Origin of the sequence: Leucobacter luti (genome assembly GCF_004217175.1) — a bacterium.
GTDB lineage: Bacteria > Actinomycetota > Actinomycetes > Actinomycetales > Microbacteriaceae > Leucobacter > Leucobacter luti.
The window spans coordinates 168,850-186,699 of the sequence record NZ_SHKI01000004.1 but is presented as its reverse complement, the minus strand read 5'-3'; the positions used below and the strand labels follow the sequence as shown (position 1 = coordinate 186,699).

18 protein-coding genes are annotated in these 17,850 nt (G+C 69.8%); 10 read left to right on the top strand and 8 right to left on the bottom strand.

Annotation, left to right across the window (positions count from 1 at the left end; translation table 11 throughout):
* Positions 1-9 precede the first annotated feature (9 nt).
* From rimI to EV139_RS15850, 3 genes are all read left to right on the top strand, one after another.
* Complete coding sequence (rimI, locus tag EV139_RS07210; RefSeq protein WP_130454007.1) at positions 10-456, top strand: ribosomal protein S18-alanine N-acetyltransferase; 447 nt, start codon at positions 10-12, stop codon at positions 454-456.
* A complete protein-coding gene (gene tsaD, locus EV139_RS07205; RefSeq protein ID WP_130453664.1) occupies positions 453-1,571 on the top strand; it encodes a tRNA (adenosine(37)-N6)-threonylcarbamoyltransferase complex transferase subunit TsaD in 1,119 nt (372 codons plus the stop codon). The genes rimI and tsaD overlap by 4 nt, the downstream gene beginning before the upstream one ends.
* A 135-nt stretch (positions 1,572-1,706) precedes the next feature.
* Positions 1,707-2,222 (top strand): hypothetical protein, encoded by a 516-nt coding sequence (locus EV139_RS15850; RefSeq protein ID WP_157993010.1) that lies wholly within the window; start codon positions 1,707-1,709, stop codon positions 2,220-2,222.
* Between the two features lie 124 nt (positions 2,223-2,346).
* Here EV139_RS15850 and EV139_RS07195 read toward each other — a convergent pair whose 3' ends face one another.
* The 3 genes from EV139_RS07195 to EV139_RS07185 are packed head-to-tail and all read right to left on the bottom strand — an operon-like array spanning position 2,347 to position 4,557.
* Positions 2,347-3,603, bottom strand: coding sequence for a THUMP-like domain-containing protein (locus tag EV139_RS07195; protein WP_241988985.1), 1,257 nt, complete (start codon positions 3,601-3,603; stop codon positions 2,347-2,349).
* Between the two features lie 11 nt (positions 3,604-3,614).
* A complete protein-coding gene (locus EV139_RS16135) occupies positions 3,615-4,046 on the bottom strand; it encodes a DUF4190 domain-containing protein (RefSeq protein WP_241988984.1) in 432 nt (143 codons plus the stop codon).
* Between the two features lie 13 nt (positions 4,047-4,059).
* Complete coding sequence (locus tag EV139_RS07185; protein ID WP_237464458.1) at positions 4,060-4,557, bottom strand: DUF4190 domain-containing protein; 498 nt, start codon at positions 4,555-4,557, stop codon at positions 4,060-4,062.
* Between the two features lie 281 nt (positions 4,558-4,838).
* On the opposite strand from EV139_RS07185, the gene groES reads away from it, so the two are divergent.
* The 7 genes from groES to guaA all read left to right on the top strand — a co-directional run bounded on the left by groES (position 4,839) and on the right by guaA (position 12,214).
* Positions 4,839-5,135 carry a co-chaperone GroES gene (groES, locus tag EV139_RS07180; RefSeq protein ID WP_130453663.1) on the top strand — a complete coding sequence of 99 codons (297 nt, stop codon included), beginning with the start codon at positions 4,839-4,841 and terminating at the stop codon, positions 5,133-5,135.
* A gap of 158 nt (positions 5,136-5,293) precedes the next feature.
* Positions 5,294-6,217, top strand: a complete 924-nt coding sequence (rarD, locus tag EV139_RS07175) for an EamA family transporter RarD (RefSeq protein ID WP_130453662.1) — start codon at positions 5,294-5,296, stop codon at positions 6,215-6,217.
* A 76-nt stretch (positions 6,218-6,293) separates the two neighbouring features.
* Positions 6,294-7,796 carry an IMP dehydrogenase gene (guaB, locus tag EV139_RS07170; protein ID WP_130453661.1) on the top strand — a complete coding sequence of 501 codons (1,503 nt, stop codon included), beginning with the start codon at positions 6,294-6,296 and terminating at the stop codon, positions 7,794-7,796.
* Between the two features lie 228 nt (positions 7,797-8,024).
* Positions 8,025-9,146 (top strand): GuaB3 family IMP dehydrogenase-related protein, encoded by a 1,122-nt coding sequence (locus EV139_RS07165; protein WP_130453660.1) that lies wholly within the window; start codon positions 8,025-8,027, stop codon positions 9,144-9,146.
* Positions 9,147-9,209: 63 nt separating this feature from the next.
* Positions 9,210-10,067 carry an SURF1 family cytochrome oxidase biogenesis protein gene (locus tag EV139_RS07160; RefSeq protein WP_237464456.1) on the top strand — a complete coding sequence of 286 codons (858 nt, stop codon included), beginning with the start codon at positions 9,210-9,212 and terminating at the stop codon, positions 10,065-10,067.
* Positions 10,068-10,078: 11 nt separating this feature from the next.
* Positions 10,079-10,531 (top strand): DUF3817 domain-containing protein, encoded by a 453-nt coding sequence (locus EV139_RS07155; protein ID WP_130453659.1) that lies wholly within the window; start codon positions 10,079-10,081, stop codon positions 10,529-10,531.
* 90 nt (positions 10,532-10,621) lie between these two features.
* Entirely contained in the window at positions 10,622-12,214 is a 1,593-nt protein-coding gene (gene guaA, locus EV139_RS07150; RefSeq protein WP_130453658.1) for a glutamine-hydrolyzing GMP synthase, read from the top strand.
* Between the two features lie 347 nt (positions 12,215-12,561).
* Here guaA and EV139_RS07145 read toward each other — a convergent pair whose 3' ends face one another.
* From EV139_RS07145 to EV139_RS07125, 5 genes are all read right to left on the bottom strand, one after another.
* Entirely contained in the window at positions 12,562-13,716 is a 1,155-nt protein-coding gene (locus EV139_RS07145; protein ID WP_130453657.1) for an aminotransferase class V-fold PLP-dependent enzyme, read from the bottom strand.
* 9 nt (positions 13,717-13,725) lie between these two features.
* Positions 13,726-15,306, bottom strand: a complete 1,581-nt coding sequence (locus EV139_RS07140) for a Na+/H+ antiporter NhaC family protein (protein ID WP_130453656.1) — start codon at positions 15,304-15,306, stop codon at positions 13,726-13,728.
* A 171-nt stretch (positions 15,307-15,477) separates the two neighbouring features.
* Entirely contained in the window at positions 15,478-16,017 is a 540-nt protein-coding gene (locus EV139_RS07135; protein ID WP_130453655.1) for a helix-turn-helix domain-containing protein, read from the bottom strand.
* Positions 16,018-16,070: 53 nt separating this feature from the next.
* Positions 16,071-16,718 (bottom strand): GntR family transcriptional regulator, encoded by a 648-nt coding sequence (locus EV139_RS07130; RefSeq protein WP_130453654.1) that lies wholly within the window; start codon positions 16,716-16,718, stop codon positions 16,071-16,073.
* The gene (locus tag EV139_RS07125; protein ID WP_130453653.1) at positions 16,715-17,731 is read right to left on the bottom strand and encodes a phosphotransferase enzyme family protein; all 1,017 of its coding nucleotides are present in this window, start codon (positions 17,729-17,731) and stop codon (positions 16,715-16,717) included. Before EV139_RS07125 ends, EV139_RS07130 begins: the two co-directional genes overlap by 4 nt.
* Positions 17,732-17,850: the final 119 nt, after the last annotated feature.

Sequence of the window (17,850 nt, the reverse complement as noted above, 5' to 3'; positions counted from 1 at the left end):
CCGTACTCGATGCGCCCCGCGCGGGCCGAAGACCTCGACGCGATCTGGGCGATTGAGTCCGCGGTGTTCGCGTCTGATGCGTGGAGCCGTGAGCTGCTTCGCGAGGAGCTCGTGGCGGACCATCGCAGCTACCTCGTGCTCGAGGCCGCTTCCGGTGCAATCGTCGGCTACGCCGGCGTGCTGCTCGTGGGGGAGGAGGCCGATATCCAGACGATCGCGGTCGCCCCCGAGGCCCGCGGCGCTGGGCAGGGGAGACGCCTCATGCGCGCGCTGCTCGACGCGGCGGTCGCCGCCGGTGCGCGCGAGGTGTTCCTCGAGGTGCGCGCCGACCACCCGGTGCCGCAGGCGCTGTACGCCTCACTCGGATTCGCTGAGATCGGGATCCGCCCCCGCTACTACCAGCCGGATGGCGTCGATGCGATCGTCATGCGGCTCGACCTGAAGGACCAGAGATGAGTGCCCCCGACCCCGACCGCACGCCCGCGCTGACCCAGCCCGCGGAGCCGCTCGTGCTCGGCATCGAGACGAGCTGCGACGAGACGGGGGTCGGGATCGTGCGCGGGCGCACCCTGCTCGCCAACGCGATCGCCTCCTCCATGGACGAGCACGCGCGGTTTGGGGGAGTGGTCCCCGAGGTCGCGGCCCGTGCCCACCTCGAAGCGATGACCCCCACGATCGAGCGCGCGCTCGCCGACGCCGGCGTGCGCCTCGAAGACCTTGACGCGATCGCCGTGACGAGCGGTCCCGGGCTGGCCGGCGCGCTCATGGTCGGGGTCGCCGCGGCAAAGGCACTCGCCGTGTCGCTCGGCACGCCACTCTACGCGGTGAATCACCTGGTGGGTCACGTCGGGGCCGACCTGCTGCAGGGGGACACCCTGCGTCCGGCCGTCGGCGAGGTCGGCGAGTTCGAGCTCCCCACGATCGCGCTGCTCGTCTCCGGCGGGCACACCTCGCTGCTGCTCGTGCGCGACCTGGTGGGCGACGTGGAGCTGCTCGGTGAGACGATCGACGATGCGGCGGGCGAGGCCTTCGACAAGGTGGCGCGGCTGCTGGGCCTCCCGTATCCCGGCGGGCCGCACATCGACCGAGTCGCCGCGGATGGCGATCCGAACGCGATCCGCTTCCCGCGCGGGCTCTCGCTGCCGAAGGACATGGAACGGCACCGCTACGACTTCTCCTTCTCCGGGCTCAAGACCTCGGTCGCCCGCTGGGTCGAGAAGCACGCGGCCACGGGCGAGCCGGTTCCGGTCGCAGATGTCGCGGCGAGCTTCCGGGAGGCGGTGGCCGACGTGCTGCTCACCAAAGCGCTCGCGGCGTGCCGGGACCTCGGGGTGCCGCGGCTGCTGCTGGGCGGCGGGGTCGTGGCGAACGCGCGGATCCGCGAGCTCGCCGTCGCGCGCGCAGCTGCCGCCGGGGTCGAGCTGCGCGTCCCCCCGCTCTCACTCTGCACCGATAACGGCGCGATGATCGCCTCGCTCGGTGCGCAGCTCGTGGCGGCCGGGCACGCGCCGTCGGGCCTCGACTTTGGTGCAGACTCAACGCTCCCGGTGCAGCAAATCCAGGTCAGCTAGGCGGGCGCCGCGCGGGATACGCGGGGGAAAATGCAGAAACTGCGCAATTTGTTCGCACTTCATACGAAGCTGACCGTAGGCTGAGAGTAGATCTGCGGCATTCTCTGAGCCGCTGCAGTGAAACGAAGGAGCGTCATGTCCGAGAATCTGCCCGGCAACGAACCCACACCGAACCCGGTGCCCCCGGTCGAGCCCACCCCGCCGGTGGCGCCGCCCGTGTCGCCGCAGGCGCAGCCCGCTGCTCCCGCGGCCCCAGCCGCGCCGCCCGTCCAGCCGCAGGCGCCCGCCGCCGGGTACGGCCAGGCGCCGCAGGGCTACGCCCCGGTCGCCTCACAGCCCAAGGGCCTCGCGCTCTCGGGAATGATCCTCGGCATCGTGGGTCTGCTCTTCTCCGTGGTGCTGTTCTTCCTGCCCGGCTTCGGCCCGCTGCTCGGCGTGGTCGGTCTCGTGCTCAGCATTATCGCGCTCGTGAAGAAGCAGTCGAAGGGCCTCGCGCTCACCGGCATCATCACCGGTGCGCTCGCGATCATCGTCGGCATCATCGTCTGGATCGGCATCATCGTGGCAGCAGGTCAGCTCGCGAACGACCCAGACTTCCAGCAGCAGCTCGAACAGCTTGAGCAGCAGATCGACGAGCAGTCGACGAACTAGTTCGCCAGTTGCAGCGCCGAAGGGGCGGGGCGGGGGACACCCTCGCCCCGCCCCTTCGGCGGTTCTCGCGGGGACGCTCTGCCGGGGTCGGAGCCCGGCTCGGCTCAGCGGAGCCCGGCTCGGCTCAGCAGCGCTCGGCGAGCAGCGCGACGTGGGCCCCGGCCACCCGAGTGAGCACGAGGGTGGCGCGACCCCGGCCCCGGAGCTTCAGCCGCGTCCGCAGCGCCGCGGGGTCCACGTCGGCGCCCCGCTTCTTGATCTCGAGCGTGCCGATCTCGCGCTCGGCGAGCGCGCGCCGCAGCTCCTTCTCCTTGACGGGCAGCTCAGCGACGATCCTGAACGCCTGCGCGAACGGGGTGGGGACGCGCCGGTCCGCCGTGAGGTAGGCGATTCCGTCGCTCATCATCCCGGCACCGAGCTGGCCGGCGAGCTTGCCGATGAGCCTGGCCCGGATCACCGCGCCGTCCGGTTCGTAGAGGTACTCGCCCAGCGGGCGCTGCGCCGCGTCGTCGGCGTCGCGATCCGCGCTGAGCTCCGCCGCATCGCCGCCGCGCAGCACGAGCGCCGCGCGCTTCACGCCCGGGCGCGCGAGCGCACCGAACCAGAGCCCGGTCTCCACTACCTGCCCGTCAACGGACACCCACTGCGCCTCGGCATCGTCCGGGATGAGGTCGCGGTCGAGCCCGGGGCCGAGCTTGATCCCCGTTGGGACCGTCTCCGCGAGCCCGAACGCGAACGTGAGCGATGGCGAATAATCGTCGGGGGAGGCCACTCGTCGGGTGTCCGTGTGGCCGGCCGTGCGCCGCGCGGGGTCAAGGAACACGCCGTCCGCGTCGCCGGGTCCGATCCGCTCCGCGTCGCCGATCCTGACGGTGGGCAGCGGGCGGCGGTGGTGCGCGGCGGTGACCCCGAGGTTGTGCTCCGCAACGCGGGCCGTGAACGGGTCCAGCTCCACCGCCCGCGGGGAGATGCCCGCGCCGATGAGCGCGATCGACTCAGCGCCGATTCCGCAGCCGAGATCGGCGACCGTGGTGCACCCTGCCGCGCGGAAGCGCTCGGCGTGCCGCGCGGCGACCCCGGCGCGCGTCGCCTGTTCAAGCCCGGCGGGGGTGAACAGCAGCGACATTGCGAGGTCGCCAAACTTTGCTCGCGCCTTGATCCGAAGCGTCGCCTGCGTGAGGACCGCCGCTGTCTGTTCCGCTGTCAGCCCGCCACGTCGAAGCTCGGTGTTGAGCCGTGCAGCGTCGGCGCCGCCCGCGAGCTCGCCCGCGGTGCGGCTGAGCGCGTCCAGGCCGGGCGTCTCAAACAGGAACTCCCAGCCCGGCGGGGCCGGCCGACTCCCGGGCGCGGCGGATCGCGCGCCTTGCTCTCGAGCGTTCACCGGCTACGTGCTCAGGAACTTGCCGCGGCGACGACGCCGACCCAGACAATGAAACAGATGAGCAGCCCCCACAGCGCCACCTGAATGTAGCCGAGCACGAGTGCTGCGATCGCGAGCCCCCGACCGCCCTCACCGGTGCGGCGGATCTGGTTCAGGCTGATGTGCCCGAGCACGACGGGCACCACGAACGGGGCGAGGAACGCGGCAATGAGCGCCAGGATCGACAGCGTGTTCGTAGCGGGCGCCTGCGCCGGCACCGGGTAGGGCACGTAGTAGGTCTGCGAGACCACCGGGGGTGCGCTGGCGGGCCACGCGCCCGGCTGCGGGGCGTCGTAGCTCGGTGCCGCATACTGTGGGGCACCCTGCGGTGGCGTGCCACCCAGCGGCGGCGCGTACTGCGGCGGCTGCTGGTCGGCGTCGCCGTGCGGCTGGTCCTGGCTCACGCGTGCTCCGGTTCTAGTACATGTAGCTCGACGCGGAGTCCGCGGCGAAGCCGACGATCATCAGGATGAACCCGACGTAGAGCACGATGAACACCGCGAGGAATGCGAACCACGCGTAGCTGATGATGAGGCCGGTGAGCGCGATGCCGCGGCCCGAGTCACCCGTGCGCTTGATCTGGCTCAGCCCCATGTGGCCAAACACGATGCCCGCGATCGGCGCAATGAAGGCCAGGATGATCGAGAGGAACGCGAAGGTGTTGGTCTTGTCCAGGGTGGTGCCAACCGGGGCCGGGGCCGGTGACTGGGCACCGCGGTACGGCTGCTGCTGGGCGTAGGCGGGAGCGCCCTGCGCGGGCGTCTGGTATGCGGGAGCTGGCTGCTGGGGTGCCTGCGGCATGGGCGGAAGCTGCACCGTCGGCTGAGCGGAGCCCGGAGCCGGGGTACCGGCGGGAGCGTAAGCGGGGGGCTGCTGTCCGGGGGTACCGGACTCGGGGTGCTGTGGCGTCGACATGTGGATCTCCTTGGGGCCGCTTCAGGACATGGGAATCCGCCCCTGCGGTCCCATCTCCGTGTGTGCTCCCCAGTGTATCCGGCGTTCCCGGGCGCGACATGGGCTTGGCCCGTGAATCTTGCGGGGCCCTCGGGCGGCGCGGATTCTTAGCGTTCGCTTGGAGCGATCCCAACGATTGGCACTCCCCTTGCACGAGTGCCAATGGGAGTCCTAGACTCTGAGGTAGACGCGTTCGCATTGGGCGAGCGCGAGAACGTTCGCACACTGGAAAGAGGTCAACTGTGTCGGTTGCCATCAAGCCGCTCGAGGATCGCATCGTTATCAAGCAGGTCGAGGCCGAGCAGACCACTGCGTCCGGGCTCGTGATTCCCGATAGCGCCAAGGAGAAGCCCCAGGAGGGTGAAGTTGTTGCAGTCGGCCCCGGCCGCGTGTCAGACAGCGGCACCCGCATTCCCCTCGACGTGAGCGTCGGCGACATCGTCATCTACTCGAAGTTCGGCGGCACCGAGGTCAAGGTCGGCGGAGACGACTACCTCGTGCTCTCGGCCCGCGACATCCTCGCGGTCGTGACGCGCTAACCTCGCGCGGATACAGCGGGCTCCCCGGTCTTCGGACTGGGGAGCCCGCTCTCGTGTGTGGGCCGCTCCGCAGTCGATCCCGGGGCGCGGTCGAGCTGAGCCGTGGCAGAGGGTCGGAGGTGGCGCACCGGGCGCCAAGCCGGGAGTAGACTGAATCGGTGAAGCAGACTCGGGCAGGACTTGGATACGGGCTCGGCGCATACCTGCTCTGGGGCACCTTCCCGTTCTATTTCGGCCTCATTGCCATGGTGAACCCCCTCGAGGTGGTGCCCTGGCGCGTGGGTGCAACCCTCGTGTTCTGCGCAATTCTCGCCACGCTCACGCGGCGGTGGCGGCAGGTGGCGCTGATCCTGCGCAACCCCAGACTGCTCGGCTGGTTCGCGCTCTCCGCCCTGCTGCTGTACGCCAACTGGCAGATCTTCGTCATCGGCGTCATGAGCGGGCACGTGATCGAGACCTCGCTCGGATACTTCATCAACCCGCTTTTCACGATCCTCATCGGCGTCGTCGTGCGCGGGGAACGCCTCACACGGCTCCAGTGGATCGCGGTGGGCATTGCCGCGGTCGGCGTCGTGATCGCGGCGGTCGCCTACGGCTCGTTCCCCTGGATCGCCCTCGGCCTCGCCGTCTCCTTCGGGCTCTACGGCGCGGTGCACAAGCACGCGGGCGAGTCGGTGGACGGCATCACCGGGCTGACGATCGAGACACTGACCACGGCGCCGATCGCGGCGGTGCAAATGGCGGTCGTGGCGAGCGTGACCGGCCTCGCCGCCTACACGCACGGCACCGGGATCCTGCTGCTCGTTCTCCTGAGCGGCGTGATGACCGCGATCCCGCTCATCCTGTTCGGGGAATCGGCGCGGCGGCTGCCGCTGTCGTACCTCGGCTTCCTGCAGTTCCTCACCCCGATCCTCGGGTTCCTGTACGGCTTCTTCGTGATGCACGAGGACGTGTCGCCGGGGCGCTGGGTCGGATTTGTCGCCGTCTGGATTGCGCTCGTGATCTTGATTATCGACATGGTGATCCAGCTGCGGCGTTCGCCCGGAGCGCAGCTCGCTACCGGCCCTATCCCGTTAGACTAGTCGCAAGGTACGGCGGCCTCATCCCGGGCCAAGTCGAGTACCCACCAGTCTCCAACCACAACACAGATGAGGTTTCATGGAACAGCGTGATCCGTTCGCATTCACGGGTTTGACCTACGACGATGTGTTGCTGCTGCCCGCACACACTGACGTCATTCCGAGCGAGGCAGAGACCTCGACTCAGCTGACTCGGCGGATCTCATTGCAGATCCCCCTGGTCTCCGCAGCGATGGACACGGTTACCGAGACGCGCATGGCGGTCGCGATGGCACGCAACGGCGGCCTCGGTATTCTTCACCGCAACCTGTCGATCCAGGATCAGGCCGAAATGGTCGACCGGGTGAAGCGCAGCGAAGCCGGCATGATCACCAACCCGGTGACCACCACCCTTGACGCCACTGTGGCCGAGGTCGACGCGCTGTGCGGCGAGTACCGCGTGTCGGGCCTGCCGGTTGTAGACTCCGCCGGCGTGCTGCTCGGCATCATCACCAACCGCGACATGCGGTTCATCGACGTGAAGGACCGCGCCAGCGTGCGCGTCGCCGACGCCATGACGAGGATGCCGCTCATCACCGGCCCCGTGGGCATCGCCCGCGAGGACGCCGCCGCGATCTTCCGCAAGCACAAGATCGAGAAGTTGCCCCTCGTCGACGGCGAGGGCCGGCTCACCGGGCTCATCACGGTCAAGGACTTCGACAAGGAAGAGCAGTACCCGCTCTCCACGAAGGACGAGTCCGGGCGCCTCCGCGTCGGCGCGGCCGTCGGCTTCTTCGGCGACGCGTGGAAGCGCGCTGGCCAGCTGGTTGACGCGGGCGTTGACGTGCTCGTGGTCGACACCGCAAACGGCGACAGCCGCGGCGTGCTCGACATCATCGCCAAGATCAAGGCCGACCCGGCGTTCGCCGGCGTCGACGTGATCGGCGGCAACATCGCGACGTACGCCGGCGCGAAGGCGCTCGTCGACGCGGGCGCCGACGCGATCAAGGTGGGCGTTGGTCCCGGGTCGATCTGCACCACGCGCGTGATCGCGGGCGTGGGTGTGCCGCAGGTCACCGCCGTGTACGAGGCCGCCAAGGCCGCCACTCCGGCCGGGATCCCCGTGATCGCCGACGGTGGGCTGCAGTACTCGGGCGACATCGCGAAGGCGCTCGTCGCCGGCGCGTCGTCAGTGATGATGGGCTCCCTGCTCGCCGGTACCGATGAGAGCCCCGGCGACCTCGTGTTCGTCGGCGGCAAGCAGTACAAGAACTACCGCGGCATGGGCTCGCTCGGCGCGCTCCAGACCCGTGGCGAGCGCACCTCGTACTCGAAGGACCGCTACTTCCAGGCGGACGTGCCGAGCGACGAGAAGCTGATCCCCGAGGGCATCGAGGGCCAGGTGCCCTACCGCGGCCCCGTGGGCTCCGTGGCGCACCAGATGATCGGTGGCCTGCGTCAGTCGATGTTCTACGTCGGCGCGCGCACGATCGCTGAGCTCAAGGAGCGCGGCAACTTCGTGCGCATCACCGCGGCCGGACTCAAGGAGTCCCACCCGCACGACGTGCAGATGGTCGTCGAGGCGCCCAACTACAAGCGCTAACGAAACACCGCACGCCACGCAGCGCCCCACCCCGAACCGCGTTCGGGGTGGGGCGCTGCGGTGTGTCCGGGGCGGGATGTCGCGGGTTCTCCGGGGTTGGGGCCGCTGTCCCTCCGGGGTGAGATGTCGCGGGCGACCCGGGCCTGGGCGCGACGCGTCCCGCGGGGGAGGGTGCGTTCTCGCCGCGCTTCGGGAACCGTCCAGCTGAGTCCCGGGTAGACTGGTCGGGTGAGCAACGAGATCGAGATCGGCCGCGGCAAGCGCGCACGTCGCGTGTACACCTTCGACGAGATCGGAGTCGTCCCCACCCGACGCACTCGCGATCCGGAGTTGGTCTCCACCGCGTGGTCGATTGACGCATTCCACTTCGACATTCCGGTGCTGGGCGCCCCGATGGACTCGGTGATGTCGCCGGAGTCGGCCATCGCCCTCGGCAAGCTCGGCGGGCTCGGCGTCCTCAACCTTGAGGGCCTGTGGACCCGCCACGACGACCCGGAAACCCTGCTCGCCGATCTCGCGAAGATCACGGACGAGGCCGCCGCCCTGCAGCGCATGCGCGAGCTCTATTCCGCGCCGATCAAGCCCGAACTGATCCGCGACCGCGTGGGCCAGATTCGCGATTCCGGTGTCACTGTTGCGGGCGCGCTCTCACCGCACCGCACCGCTGAGTTCACCGAGACCGTGGTGAAGGCCGGCGTCGACATGTTCGTGATCCGCGGCAACACCGTGTCGGCCGAGCACGTGTCGCGGGAGGGCCGTGAGCCGCTCAACCTCAAGCAGTTCATCTATGAGCTCGACGTCCCCGTGATCGTCGGCGGTGCCGCCACCTACCAGTCGGCGCTGCACCTGATGCGCACCGGCGCGGCCGGCGTGCTCGTTGGCTTCGGCGGCGGCGCGTCCTCGACCACCCGCGCGACGCTCGGGATCCGCGCACCAATGGCCTCGGCGATCGCCGACGTTGCCGGCGCGCGCTCCGACTACCTCGACGAGTCGGGGGGCCGCTACGTGCACGTGATCGCCGACGGCGGGCTCGGCACCTCGGGCGACATGATTAAGGCGGTCGCCTGCGGCGCCGACGCGGTGATGCTCGGCGGCGCCCTCGCGAAGGCGTCTGACGCCCCCGGGCGCGGCTGGCACTGGGGACAGGAAGCGCACCACGAGGAGTTGCCTCGTGGCCGGCGGGTGCCGGTCGACCAGGTCGCGCCGCTCACGGAGATCCTCAACGGACCCGCGAATGTCGCGGACGGCAGCGCCAACCTCGTGGGCGCGCTGCGCCGCGCGATGGCCACGACCGGCTACTCCGAGCTGAAGGAATTCCAGCGGGTGGGGCTCGTCTACGCCGAGCGCTAAACCCGCCGCCACCCCGCGGCCGTAAGCCGCGCCACCCCGATCCGAGAAACGAGCACCCAGCAGTTGTCGACATCGCCGAAGCCTGAGTACCTCGGGGAACCCACCCTTGGCCAGGTGATGCGCCGTCCGCTGTGGATCCTGGCGCTGCTGCTCGCCCTCGCCGTAGCAGGAACCTTCGCCTGGCTCGGCCAGTGGCAGATGGGCATCGCGGTCCGCGCCGGCGCGCAGGAGGTCGTCGACACCGAGACGCCGCGCGCGCTCGCCGAGGTGAGCGACCTCGCAAAGGGCGTGACCGAGGAGGCCGCGGGCGTGGTGGTTGACGTCTCGGGGCGCTTCGTTCCCGGAGACTCGCGGATCGTCTCGCCGCGCCAGAACGGCGACGAGATCGGGGTCTGGGTGGTGGGCCACTTCATCACCGATCCGCCGGAGCGCGCGCACCTCGCGGTCGCGATCGGCTGGGCGCCGGACACCGCGACCGCCGAGCGCGCGATCGAGGCCCTCGACGCCGACGCCGCAATCTCGGCCGCGCACCGACTCGAGGGGCGTTACATGCCGCCCGAGGGGCCGCAGGTTCCCGGGCCCAAAGACGACCCGCAGGCGATGACCACGATGATCCCCGCGCACTTCGCGAACGTGTGGAGCGACGTGGACGCGCCGGTCTACTCTGGATACCTCGTGCTCCACGACCAGGGGAGCGCCGCCGCACTGCTCCCCGCCGGCGAGCTCGACCCGATCGATTCGGTCGCCCCGCTGCCGCCCGAGAAGGTCAACTGGCTCAACGTGTTCTACGCGATCGAGTGGGTCGTATTCGCGGGCTTCGCCGTGTTCTTCTGGTTCCGGCTCACCCGGGACGCGTGGGAGAAAGAACACGAGCTCATGGAGCTCCAGGCCGAGGCGGCCACGCACCACAGCCCCGAATAGAAATGGAAACCATGCAACTCCAGCCCAAGCCAGCAGATTATCCGCGCATCCGCAAGGCGCTGAGCTTCTACAAGGTGACCTCGGTCATCACGGGCGTCATGCTCCTCCTGCTCGTCGCCGTGATGGTGATGAAGTACGCCTTCAATGTGCAGCTCTTCCTGTTTACGCCCAACGCGATGGCCGAGTTCGTGCCGCTCGCGCCCGAGGGCGTCGACAGCGACTTCGTGCCGCAGGGCTTCGATCTCTTCAAGGCGATCCTCATCGCGCACGGCTGGTTCTACGTGATCTACCTGGTTTCGGACTTCATGCTCTGGAGCCCGATGCGGTGGGGCTTCGGCCGCTTCCTGCTCATCGCCCTCGGCGGTGTCATCCCCTTCATGTCGTTCTTCCTGGAGGCCAGGATCGTGCGCCAGGTGAGCAGCTTCCTCGACGAGCGCGCGGCCGCGGAGCACGCGCCGGCCTAGCGCCGCGCAGCCCCGGCGCTCCAACTCGATTCTCCGGAGTAGAATCGTCAGCATCTCCCTTCAAACTCCGAAAGGCCACACCACTCGAACATGGCGACACAGGCAGAACAGACGGACACCGGGCATCGTCCCGTCCTCGTGGTGGATTTCGGTGCGCAGTACGCGCAGCTGATCGCCCGGCGAGTGCGCGAGGCCGGGGTGTACTCCGAGCTCGTCCCACACACCGTGACGGCAGCCGAGATCACGGCACGCAACCCCCTCGGCATCGTCCTCTCCGGCGGGCCCTCCTCGGTGTACGAGGACGGCGCCCCACAGTTTGACGACGCAATCTTCGAGCTCGGGATCCCCGTGCTCGGCATTTGCTACGGCTTCCAGGTGATGGCCCGCGCCCTCGGCGGCACCGTCGGCAACACCGGCGACCGCGAGTACGGCGCCACCGAGGCGACCGTTGTCGGCGACGGCGGTGCGATCCTCGGTGGCCAGCCCGGCACGCAGAACGTGTGGATGAGCCACGGCGACGCCGTGCAGAGCGCCCCACCCGGATTCGATGTGCTCGCGCACACCTCCGTGACGCCGGTCGCGGCCTTCGGCTCGCCCGCCCGCAAGCTCTACGGGGTGCAGTGGCACCCCGAGGTGAAGCACTCGGACCACGGGCAGCAGATCCTCGAGAACTTCCTGCACCACGTCGCCGGAATCCCGTCCGACTGGAACGCCGGCAACGTGATCGCTGAGCAGGTCGAGCGCATCCGCGCCCAGGTGGGCAACGCCCGTGTCATCTCCGCGCTGTCTGGCGGTGTCGACTCGGCCGTGTCCACGGCGCTCGTGCACAAGGCGATCGGCGACCAGCTCACCGCCGTGTTCGTTGACCACGGGCTGCTCCGCAAGGGGGAGCGCGAGCAGGTCGAGCGCGACTACGTCGCCTCCACCGGCGTGCGCCTCATCACGGTCGACGCCGCCGACATCTTCATCGGGCACCTCGCCGGGGTCTCCGACCCTGAGGAGAAGCGCAAGATCATCGGGCGCGAGTTCATCCGCTCGTTCGAGCGCGTGCAGCGGGAGCTCGTCGCCGAGGCAAAGGCCGAGGGCGAGTCGGTGAAGTTCCTGGTGCAGGGCACCCTGTACCCCGACGTCGTCGAGTCCGGCGGGGGCGCCGGCACCGCGAACATCAAGTCGCACCACAACGTGGGCGGACTCCCCGACGATCTCGACTTCGAGCTGATCGAGCCGCTCCGCGCCCTGTTCAAGGACGAGGTGCGCGCGATCGGCCGCGAGCTGGGGATCCCCGAGGAGATCGTCGGGCGCCAGCCGTTCCCCGGTCCCGGCCTCGGGATCCGCATCGTGGGTGAGGTCACCCGTGAGCGCCTCGACATTCTGCGCGAGGCCGACGCGATCGCCCGCGCCGAGCTTACCGCCGCCGGGCTCGACCAGGAGATCTGGCAGTGCCCCGTGGTGCTCCTCGCTGACGTGCGCTCCGTGGGCGTGCAGGGCGACGGCCGCACCTACGGCCACCCGATTGTGCTGCGCCCCGTCTCGTCCGAGGACGCGATGACGGCCGACTGGACGCGCGTGCCGTACGACGTGCTCGCCCGCATCTCCAACAAGATCACCAACCAGGTGCCCGAGGTCAACCGCGTGGTACTCGACGTCACGTCGAAGCCGCCGGGGACCATCGAGTGGGAGTAGGCGAATAGGAAACGGGTCGGCGCGTGCGCCGGCCCGTTTTCTGTTTCCGGCTTCGCCGCTCCCGCCCGCCCGCCCCCGCCCCCCGCCTCCGCCCGCCCACGCCGGCCTCCGCAGATCCGACCCTTACGCCCAGATCCGACCCGTAACTCGCCGGGTTTGGGGCGGCGGAGCGGGTCGGATGTGGGGTTTCGGGTCGGATCTGCGGGCGGGCGCCGGGTGGGCGGCCTGGGCGGGCGCGAGCCCGGGGACAGGGTGGCTGGCGTCGGGCGGGCGCGCCGGGCGGGCGCGCCGGCCGGGCCCGCGGGCGCAGGGGGACCGGGCGGCCGGCGCCGTGCGGGCGGCCCGGCCTAGGCCGCGCCGCCGCCCAACTCCGCGAGCGCGCGCACTAGCGCATCGACGTCCCGGTCGTTTGAGTACGCGTGGAACGAGAGCCGGAGGCGTTCGCCGCGCGGGGACGTACCGATTCGGTGCTCGGCAAGCCGCACGGCGAGCGCGTCGGGATCCGCGGCAACGATGGCGACCTCCGGCCCGCGGTGCGCGGCGTCGGCCGGGAAATCGAGCACGTGCCCCTGCGCGGTGAGCTCGGCTGCGAGCCGATCGCGCAGGGCCTCGATGTGGCCCCAGGCCTGCGTCAGATCGATCTTCGCGACGGTCTCAAGCCCGGCGACCCCGGCGTACGCGGACGGAATCGGGTGGGTGCCCATTTCGAAGCGGCGCGCATTCTCGGGGTAGTCAACGCCCGCGGCATCGAATGCGAACGGATTGACCCGCCCGAACCAGCCGGTGAGCGCCGCCGCGCGTTCTACGTTCACGCAGTCGCGCACGTAGAGCATCGCGATACCGGGCAGGCCGAGGAGGTACTTGAGGTTGCCGGTGACGAGGAAGTCGCAGCCGAGCTCCGTCGCCGAGAACGGCACCACGCCAGCGCCCTGGTAGGCGTCGACGAACACGAGCGCCCCCACCGAGTGCGCGTGTGCGATCACGCGCTCGATCTCTGGCCGTGTGCCGTTGATGTAGCTCACGAGCGGGATCGAGACGAGCTTGGTGCGCTCGTCAATGAGTTTGATCCAGCTGTCGGCGTGCAGGGCGGCCTCGATGCCGGGCACGTTCACGACCTCGATCGTGTCGTGCTGCGCCCGCCACACGTTGCCGACCGACGGGAACTCGAGGTCGGACGTGACGAGGCGGCGGCGCGCGCCGCTCCAGTCGAGCGAGGACACGACCTGGAACGCTGCCTCGGAGGCGCAGGAGAGCACGGCGACGTTTTCACTATCGACATCGAGCATGCGCCCCGAGAGTGTGCGGTACTCCTCAACCTTGCCCACCCATTCGCCCCAGGGGGCCTGCGCGTCGATGAGGCTTGCGGTCATGCGCTGCATGGTGTGCGCGAGGTGGTCGGAGAGCGCGCCCTGGCTGCAGCTCGCGAAGTGGGGAGCGCTGTCGAGGGCGGGGAACAGGCCACGGAACTGGGCCGGGGAAAGCGGTGCTGCGGTGGTGTGCATGGTGATGTCCTAGTGGGTGTGTGCGGAGGTGGGGGCGGGAGCTTCGGGGGTGTGTGCGGCGCTCGGCGCTTGACTCGGGTGGGCGCCCTCCGGGGCCACCTCGTCGGGATCAGCTCCGGATGCGTCCTCGGCAACAATGACCGCGCGGGACTGATCCTTTTCGAGTGCCCCGCCGACGCCCTCGTAGCGCCGGCCCCATCCGGTGATCACCGCGACGGCGATGACGCAGGTGAGTACGAGCGGGTAGAACGCGCCAGTGAATATCGACATCGGGTCGAGCGCCGGGGCCGGTCCCTGGTCGGCGGTGAGGAGGCTCGCGATAAACAGGAACGAGCTCACGACGGGGACGACGCTACCGAGCCCGAGGGCGAAGCAGTCCATGACGTTCGCGCGGCGATATGGGTGGAGGCCGACCTGCGCGCCAATGCGATCGGCGATCGGTCCGAAGACGAGCATCGACGGCCCGTTGACGCCGGCGAAGAGGGTGGTGGTGGCGAGGATACCGGCGCCAATCGCGACTTCCGCACGCCGGGGCGTGGTGACCCAGCCGCTCGACACGACGCGGGTCACCAGGCGGTCGAGCACGCCAGCGCTCTCGAGCACACCGAGCATTGCGAAGATCCCGACGTTCAGCCCGATGATCGGCAGGATGTTGGTGACCCCGCCGACGAGGAAGCCCGTGATCGCATCGTCCTCAACGCCAATGATGCCGGCCGGGGTGAGCACGCCGCTGAGCAGACCGACGACGATGCCGGAGATCAGTCCCGCGGTGACGGCCTTGAAGATATTGCGGGTCACGATCGCGGTGGCGAGCAGGATCACGACCGCCACGAGCATCCAGAGGCCCTGCGCCGAGAACTGCTCCGGCGAGACCGCTGCGACGGCGCTGCTGCCGGGAGACACCATCGTGCCGACGCCGAGGAACAGGCAGAACGCGATCGCGGCGGCGGTGAGTGAGTAGCGCAGCCGGCTGCCCACGACGCCGGGCACCTCGGCGGTGCCGGCGCGGGTGCGGTAGCGCTGCGTGGTGGAGGAGATGACCGTCGAATCCGAGATCGGTGCGAGGTTGTCACCGAAGAGCGCGCCCGAGAGGATCGCTCCCGCGAGGAGCACCGGATCCGCGCCGAGCACGAAGCCTGCCGGGTAGAAGATCGGGAACGCGGTGAACATTGTGCCGAGCGAGGAGGCGGTCGCCATCGCGATCGCGCACACCGCGGCGAAGGTAATCGCGATGAAGAGGCCGCCGTGCACGCCGAGGGAGAGCGACAGCCAGATGAACCCCTCCGAAATGCCGGTCGACTTGATGAGCGACGACGTGAGTCCGATCGAGAACAGGAGCAGGATCAGTGTGATCGACGTCGGAGATGACACGCCCCGCACCGCGGCTGCCCAGAACGAGTCGTAGCCGCGCGCGAACGGTGCGGCGACGAACAGGCCGACGAGGGCGGCGGTGGTGAGCGCGTTCATGTCGAAGGCCCGGAAGACCACGAAGAAAAGAATGGTGGATACCACGAAGATGATCGGGGCGATAAACGCGCCGATCAGGCCTATCCGAAACGTGAGGGGCGAGTGTGCCCGGTCCTGGCTCATAGGTCACCTTTGATCTGAGTGCGGCGGACGCCGGCGGATGCGGCGGGTGCGCCCACCAGCGGGCGCGAGTCCGAGTTTACTCAGATAAAAGCAAACTTCAATAGAAATAAATAAAGTGGGTGTTGTGCCCCTCGGCGAACTCGCTATCGGCGCCGTGCCGGCAGCTGCGGGTCAGTAGCTGGGCGGTGTGACCGAAATGGTGAACGAGACGGTGGCGTCGGTGTGATTCACGAAGCGGTGCGGGTGTGCTGACTCAAAGTATGCGCTGTCTCCCGCTCGCAGCTCGATCGCGTCCCCGTCGACCTCGAGGGTGAGTGTGCCCACCGACACGAGTACGCACTCCTCGCTTGGCGGGTGCGACCACAGTGCGTCGCTCGACGCCGCGCCGGGTTCGAGCTCCCCGGCGAGCACCTCGAGCTGACCGCTGCCGGGAGAGACCCGCGAGTACGAGAGCCCGCCGTGCGGTGACCTGATGATCATTCGATCTGCCTCGCGGATCACGCGCACTGGCTGCTCGGAGCGCTCGGAGAAGAGGTCAAAGAGCGGCGTAGCGAGCGCGCGGGCGATGCGGCGCAGCGCCTCCAGGCTCGGATCGCTGTTGCCCCGTTCGATCTGGCTCACCTGCGCCGGCGACAACTCCGCGGCCTTCGCCAGTTGCTGCGCGGTCAGACCGAGCTCCTGCCGTCGGTTGCGGATTCGTTCGCCTAGCACGTCGCTATTCTGGCACACTGGCCCCGGCGTCTCTGGGCGGCCCACCGGCGCGCTTACTCCGCCCCGACCAGGGCCAGTAGGCGCGGCTCGTTCTCCTCGATGTGCTCGAGCACCGCGCGCTGCGCCGCGAGCGGATCGCGCGCGAGCACGGCGTCCCGGATCCGCGCGTGGTCGAGGAGCACTTCCTCATCCGAGACGCGCGCGGCCACCTCGTCGTGCTGGATGAGGCGGATCGCGTAGGTCATTTCGACGGCGATCTGCTCGAAGAAGCTGTCCAGCCGCTCGCTCCCGATGAGGGCGATCACGGCCGCGTGGAAGCGGAGGTCCGCGAGCGCGTGCTCCACGCTGTCCTGGCCCGCCCGCGCGGAGTCCGCGAGGCGATCGTACGCCCGGCCGACTTCGCGCAGCTGCTCCGGCGAGGCCGCGACGCACGCCGCGGCGCCCTGCCCCTCGAGCGTGCGGCGCACGCGGTACAGATCGCGGATGTCCTGCTGGGTGAAGCGGCGCACGGCGGCGCCGCGGTTGCGGGCGTGGGTCACGAGGCCCTCGCGCGCGAGGAGCTGCAGCCCCTCGCGCGCGGTGCGGCGCGAGCACGTGAACTCCGCGGCAACGGCAACCTCGCGCAGCGGGGCGCCGGCCGCGAGCGTGAGCGCGAGGATCCGCTCCCGGAGCGCGGCGGCGACCGCCTCGGGTGAGCTCACGCCCCCGCCGCCTCGGCCTGCCCGTCTGTCGCGAGCGTTCCGGAGGAGGCGCCAGCGAGCAGCGCGGCGCACGTCGCCAGGGTCCCCGTCCCGCGAAGCCGCGCGTAGTCCGCGCGATCGCCGGTCGCGCGCACGTGCCAGACCGTGGCGTTGAGCGCTAGCCGCCCGACGACCAGCGCGGGGTACGCCGCGCGCTCCGCCTCGGTGAACGGCAGGACGGACTCCCACCCGGCGGCGACGGCGGCGACGGCCGCCGCGGGGTCGGTGCTGTGCCGCGCGAGGTACGCGGCGGCGATGGCGGGCTCGGCGACGCGCCAGCCGACGAGCATGTCGTCGAAGTCGATGATTGCAGCGATCTCGCCGGCCGGGGTCGCGAGCACGTTCGAGTCGTGGAGATCCTGGTGCACGAGCACCCGGGGGAGTTCGGCGGCGACGGGGGCAACCGTCTCCGCGATGATGCTGCGGGCCCGCTCAGCGATGTCGCGCACCTCCGGATCGGTGACGCGGGGGAGGTGCTCGGCGATGGTCTCGGCCATGGTGTGCGCCGCCCAGGTGTGCTGGATCGGCTTGGGTGGGCGCGGGGCGCCGACGAGCGTGGCCTGGAGCTTGGCTGCCGTGGCCCCGAGGGTGCGCCCGAACGCGACCGCGTCGAGCGCGTCGCCGAGCTCGCCGTAGGGGGCCGCCGGGATCCACTCGGTTACCGTGACGGCGACGTCGCGGCCCTGGTGGGTCGCGGTGGCGACGATCGTGCCGTCGCGTGCCGGGAGGGTCGACGGTACCGGATGGCCCTGCGCGCTGAGGCGCGAGGCGACCGCCGCGCGCCAGCGCTGCACCGCGAGCTCCTTGGGGGAGGACGCCTGCATCTTTACCGCGACCTCGCGCGCGCCGACGGTGGCCCGGAACGTGCTCGCGAGCTCGCTTCCGAGCGGCACGAGCGGTGCGGTGGCCTTGAGGCCGTGGGTGTCGGCGAGGATCCGCCCGGCCTCGCGTGGATCAAGGGTGAGCGTGTGCATGTCGCCTCCGACGGGGTGGGGCGCCGGGCGCCAACATTGGTGACCAATCACGGGACTTTTCCGTAAAACTATCCTATATTGGTGATCAAAGTTTGCCAAGGGTGATCGGTTCGAGGGAG

What these genes read in the sequence shown, in the direction of transcription:
- EV139_RS07125 (WP_130453653.1), bottom strand. Translation starts at nt 17,731, where the DNA reads ATGCACACGCTCACCCTTGATCCACGCGAGGCCGGGCGGATCCTCGCC.
- EV139_RS07145 (WP_130453657.1), bottom strand. Translation starts at nt 13,716, where the DNA reads ATGCACACCACCGCAGCACCGCTTTCCCCGGCCCAGTTCCGTGGCCTG.
- guaA (WP_130453658.1), top strand. Translation starts at nt 10,622, where the DNA reads ATGGCGACACAGGCAGAACAGACGGACACCGGGCATCGTCCCGTCCTC.
- EV139_RS07155 (WP_130453659.1), top strand. Translation starts at nt 10,079, where the DNA reads ATGCAACTCCAGCCCAAGCCAGCAGATTATCCGCGCATCCGCAAGGCG.
- tsaD (WP_130453664.1), top strand. Translation starts at nt 453, where the DNA reads ATGAGTGCCCCCGACCCCGACCGCACGCCCGCGCTGACCCAGCCCGCG.
- guaB (WP_130453661.1), top strand. Translation starts at nt 6,294, where the DNA reads ATGGAACAGCGTGATCCGTTCGCATTCACGGGTTTGACCTACGACGAT.
- EV139_RS07185 (WP_237464458.1), bottom strand. Translation starts at nt 4,557, where the DNA reads ATGTCGACGCCACAGCACCCCGAGTCCGGTACCCCCGGACAGCAGCCC.
- EV139_RS07140 (WP_130453656.1), bottom strand. Translation starts at nt 15,306, where the DNA reads ATGAGCCAGGACCGGGCACACTCGCCCCTCACGTTTCGGATAGGCCTG.
- rimI (WP_130454007.1), top strand. Translation starts at nt 10, where the DNA reads ATGCGCCCCGCGCGGGCCGAAGACCTCGACGCGATCTGGGCGATTGAG.
- EV139_RS15850 (WP_157993010.1), top strand. Translation starts at nt 1,707, where the DNA reads ATGTCCGAGAATCTGCCCGGCAACGAACCCACACCGAACCCGGTGCCC.